At 71.2% G+C, this 4,592-nt stretch carries 4 protein-coding genes and 1 pseudogene; 2 read left to right on the top strand and 3 right to left on the bottom strand.

Translation table 11 applies throughout. From position 1 onward, the window contains the following. Positions 1–350: 350 nt before the first annotated feature. A complete protein-coding gene (locus OFY01_RS15140) occupies positions 351–1,196 on the bottom strand; it encodes an oxidoreductase (RefSeq protein WP_266600127.1) in 846 nt (281 codons plus the stop codon). A 296-nt stretch (positions 1,197–1,492) separates the two neighbouring features. Between OFY01_RS15140 and OFY01_RS15135 the strand changes: the two genes are divergently transcribed. Both OFY01_RS15135 and OFY01_RS15130 read left to right on the top strand, forming a co-directional pair. Continuing rightward, the gene (locus tag OFY01_RS15135) at positions 1,493–2,401 is read left to right on the top strand and encodes a LysR family transcriptional regulator (protein WP_266600125.1); all 909 of its coding nucleotides are present in this window, start codon (positions 1,493–1,495) and stop codon (positions 2,399–2,401) included. Positions 2,402–2,558: 157 nt separating this feature from the next. Next, positions 2,559–3,173: a flavodoxin family protein gene (locus OFY01_RS15130; RefSeq protein ID WP_266600123.1), complete on the top strand. Its 615-nt coding sequence runs from the start codon at positions 2,559–2,561 to the stop codon at positions 3,171–3,173. 94 nt (positions 3,174–3,267) lie between these two features. Here the strand turns inward: OFY01_RS15130 and OFY01_RS15125 are convergent, their stop codons facing one another. Then, positions 3,268–4,137, bottom strand: coding sequence for an ABC transporter permease (locus tag OFY01_RS15125; RefSeq protein ID WP_266600121.1), 870 nt, complete (start codon positions 4,135–4,137; stop codon positions 3,268–3,270). Between the two features lie 181 nt (positions 4,138–4,318). Continuing rightward, positions 4,319–4,592 (bottom strand): annotated as a pseudogene (locus OFY01_RS15120) (ABC transporter ATP-binding protein); the annotation flags it as partial.

Here is a 4,592-nt window from a genome sequence, read left to right as displayed (position 1 = left end):
GTCTCCCCCGTCTCCCCCGTCTCCCCCGTCGAGCGTGTCTCCTCCGTCTCGCCCGACGCCTGCGCATCCTCCGTCTCGCCCGCCGCCTGCCCCTCCTCCGCCTGGCCCGACGACCGCGCCTCCTCCATCTCGCCCGCCGCCCGCGTCTCTCTCATCGCTAGGGACTCCCCCGTCGCCCGTGTCGCCCGTATCACCCGTGTCGCCCGTGTCATCCGCGTCACCCGCGCTCCTCGCCGCTTGGCCTCCAGCGTGTCGCGGCGGGAACGCCCCGGGGATCCGGCAGATCCCGGAGGTGCCCCTCAACCAGCCCGTAGGGGCGGCACGACAGCACGTACGCGCGCCCCCCGAGGTCAGTCCTCGTCGAAGCCCGTGCCCCGGGCCACCTCCTCCCACTCCGCGATCTCCGCACGCACCGCGTCGAGGTGGCCGACAATGGCGTCCACGCCGTCCGCGCCCAGCGGAAGCCGCAGCGGGGTCTTCTCCGCGTCCAGGGCGAGCAGGATCGCCGCGGCGGCCTTCACCGGGTCGCCGGGCTGGGTGCCGTCGCCGCTCTGCACCATCCGCCGGGTGGCTCCGGCCGTCTCGTCGTACGCCTGGTTGGGCTCGGAGAGGTACGCCGCGCCCTTGCCGAACAGGTTCGTACGGAATGCCCCCGGTTCCACGACCAGCACCTTGATGCCGTACGGCGCCACCTCGTCGGCCAGCCCCTCCGACAGCTGCTCCAGGGCCGCCTTCGTCGCGCTGTAGGCGGAGAACCCGGCGAAGGACAGCTGGCCGCCGACGCTGCTCATGTTCACGATCGCGCCGCCGCGCCGCTCCCGCATGTGCGGCAGCAGGGCGCGGGTCAGCCGGGCCGGGCCGAAGACGTGCAGCTCGAACAGGTCGCGCAGTTCGGCGTCGGTGGTCTCCTCAAAGGCGCCGACCTGGGTGCGTCCGGCGTTGTTCACCAGCACGTCGACCCGGCCGTAGCGGGCCAGGACGTCGGCGGCGACGGCGTCGGTGCGCTCTCCGTCGGTGATGTCCAGGGCGAGGGCCTCCACCCGGTCGGGGTGCTCGGCGACCAGGTCGGCCAGGGCGTCGGTGCGGCGCGCCGTACCGATCACCGTGTCACCTGCCGCGACGGCCGCCTCCGCGATGGCCCGCCCGAAACCGCTGCTCGCTCCGGTGATCAGCCAGACCTTGGTGTTCTGCGACATGAACTCGTCTCCCCTGTCGATCGATCCTGATACCGGTTTGAGGCCGTTGCCGGTTCTGAACCAGGTTCCGGTTCTGAACCAGGTTCCGGTTCTGAACCAGGTTCCGGTTCTGAACCAGGATCCGGTACCGAACCAGGTATCGGTTCTGAACTCGGCTCCGCTTCTGAAATCGGCTCCGGTTCTGGTTCCGAATCCGTCAACTGCGCTTCGGAGGGATCCTGTTCGCCTCTCGATGTCCTCCATCTTTGGTCCTCGTCTCCGCCCCCGTCCAAGATCTCCTGTGATAGCCAAGAGTTATGGACGTCCATGGACGCGATCTCCGATATTTCGTCGCCGTCGCCGAGGAGTTGAACTTCACGCGCGCGGCCGAGCTCCTGTACGTCTCGCAGCCCGCGCTCAGCAAGCAGATTCGGACACTGGAGCGGCAACTCGGCGCCGACCTGTTCCACCGCGACCGGCGTGAGGTGCGACTGACCGGCGCGGGCGAGGCGCTGCTGCCGCACGCCCGAGCCGTACTCGCCGCTCTCGCGGACGCCGGGGGCGCGGTCCGGAGCGCGCGGGACGCCCAGCGGAGCACCCTGGTCATCGGCATGTCCACCAGTCCTGGCCGCGGCCTGCTGCCCGCCCTTCGCGCCCGGCTGCTCGCCCGGCACCCCGACGCGCGCCCGGTACTGCGTCAGGTCGCGTGGAGCGACCCGAGCGCCGGGCTCGCGGACGGGGCGTGCGACATCGCCTTCGTCTGGCTGCCGCTGCCGGGCGAGGACCGGTACCGGTACGCCGTGGTGGCGAGCGAGCCGCGCCATGTGGCGCTGCCCGGCGATCACCCGCTGGCCGTGCGGGCCGCGGCCGACCCGCAGGGCGCGGTCGACTTCGCGGACCTCGCCGACGAGCCGTTCCTCGCGCTGCCGCCGGAAGCGGGTGTGCTGCGCGAGTACTGGCTCGCCCTGGACGAGCGCGGCGGGCGTGAGCCGCGGATCGGCGGGGTGGTGGCCAGCGCCGAGGAGACGCACGAGGCGGTGGCCGCGGGGCTCGGTGTGGTCCTGGTCGCCGTCGGCAACGCGCCGCTGATCACCCGCGACGGCGTGGTGAGCGTACCGGTCCGGGGCATTGCCCCGTCTCGCCTCGCAGTGGCGGCGCGCCGGGACGACGAGCGGCCGCTGGTGAGGGCGTATCTGGCCGCCGCCCGGCAAGTGAGTGGCGAGTGAGCCTGGCCAACCTTAGATGCATATGCATAGAATGCACGCGCAACCAACAGCGAACGCCTCGACCGCCACACCCGCCGATCACGCGACACCACGCGACATCACGCGCCGATCAGACACCGATCAGGCGCCGCCCGTCACACCTTGGGGGAATCGAACCATGTCCAACGAAGACCGTCGCTTCCTGTTCCTCCTCGGCAGCAGCCGCCCCGACGGCAACACCGAGCTGCTCGCCCGCAAGGCCGCCGAGCAGCTCCCGGCCCACGTCGCCCAGCGCTGGATCAGCCTCACCGAACACCCACTGCCCGACTTCACGGACCTGCGGCACCCGCGACAGGGCGGCAACCACGCGCGCCCCGAGAGCGACGCCGCCGCGCTGCTGCTCGAAGCGACCCTCGAAGCAACCGACATCGTGATCGCCTCGCCCCTGTACTGGTACTCGGTCTCCGCCCAGACCAAGCGCTACCTCGACCACTGGTCCGGCTGGCTCCGGACACCCGGCGTCGAACTCAAGGCGACCCTTGCCGGGCGAACCCTGTGGGGCGTCACCGCGCTCGCGCACGAGGAGCCGAGCGCGGCGGACCCGCTGGTCGGCACCCTGCGCAACTCGGCCGCGTACATGGGGATGCGCTTCGGCGGCGTACTGCTCGGCAACGGCAGCAGGCCCGGCGACGTACTGCGCGATACCGGGGCCCTGGCGCGCGCCAAGACGTACTTCACCCAGGAGCCCCCGCTCGCGACGTTCCCGTACGAGGACCCGACCCCTGCACCGTGATGTCCTACGGCGTGACGTCCTACGGCGTGACGTCCTACGGCGTGGCGTCCGACGGTAGAACGTCCTAAGCCGTGGCGTCCGACGGCGAGACGTCCTAAGCCGTGACGTCCTTCGTCGTGAACCTCGCCCAGGCCGCCGAGCCGAACACCGCCGCGTACAGCGCCTGTAGTTCGAGGTTCTTGACCAAGTCGTCCCAGTAGACCGGCTGACGCATCAAGTCGGCGAAGGACAGCCAGTAGTGTGGGAAGAAGTACGGTTGCAGGGCGTGCAGTTGCGGGATCTGGTCGAGGATCTGCACCGTGATCAGCAGCCCCACCGTGGTCGCCATCGCCGCGATTCCGCTGCCGGTCAGCGTCGACACGAACAGGCCGAGCGCCGCCAGGCCCACGAGTGACGCCGCGACCACCAGAGCGATCAGGAACGCGCGCCACAGCCCGGCGCCGAAGCCGATCGTCGTCCCCGAGATGGTGACCACGTCGCCGAGCGGGAACAGGATCGCCCCCGTGACCAGCGCGGACACCGCCACCACGAGCGTCGCGACCACGCAGAACGTGAGCGTCGTCGCATACTTGGTGAGCAGAAGGCGGGTGCGTCCCGCCGGGGCGACGAGAAGATAGCGCAGCGTCCCGCCGTTCGCCTCACCCGCCACGGCGTCGCCCGCGATCACGCCCACGGCCATCGGCAGGAAGAACGGCAGCGTCGCGGCCAGCGCCGTGAAGACCAGGAACAGGCCGTTGTTGGTGACCTGCGTGATGAACGCGGGGCCGCCGCCACCGCCGTCGGGGCCGCCGCCAGCGCCGAGCGACCCGCCGTCGCCCGTCTCGATCTTCACCGCGATGCCGATCAGCACCGGCACTCCGGCCAGCACCGCGAGCAGCGCGATCGTGCGCCAACGGCGAAAGGTGACCGACAGCTCGCTGCGCAGCAGGCCCAGCGACCAGGTCCATGGGGCGGACACACTCATGCCCGCGCCCGCGCCCGTACTGGCACTCGCACCCGCACCCGCACCCGCACCCGTACCTGCACCCGTACCCGTACCCGCACCCGTACCTGCACCTGCACCCGCACCCGCGCTCGTACTCATACCCCCACCGGTGCTCGTGCCAGTACTCGTAGGCGTACTCGTAGGTGCTGTCCTGCCCGTCTCAGCCGGCGACATCGAAACCCTCCCCCGTGAGCGCGACGAACGCGTCCTCCAGCGAGGCCCGTTCGACGCCGAAGCCGCGGACGCGTACACCCGCGCCGACCAGTGCCGCGTTCAGATCCGCCAGGTCCGTGCCGCAGCCGGCCGGCGGAGGTTCGGCCGTGACGAGGTCGTCGGCCGTCGCCACCACGGTCACGCCGTGCTCCTTGAGCACGCGGGCCGCGTCGGCCGGGTCGGGCGTGGTGACGGTGAGGTGTCGGCGGGCGCCCGCCGAC

The organism is Streptomyces beihaiensis (assembly GCF_026274175.1).
GTDB lineage: Bacteria > Actinomycetota > Actinomycetes > Streptomycetales > Streptomycetaceae > Streptomyces > Streptomyces beihaiensis.
The sequence above is the reverse complement of the archived record's forward strand: the minus strand, read 5'-3'. Positions and strand labels throughout refer to the sequence as shown.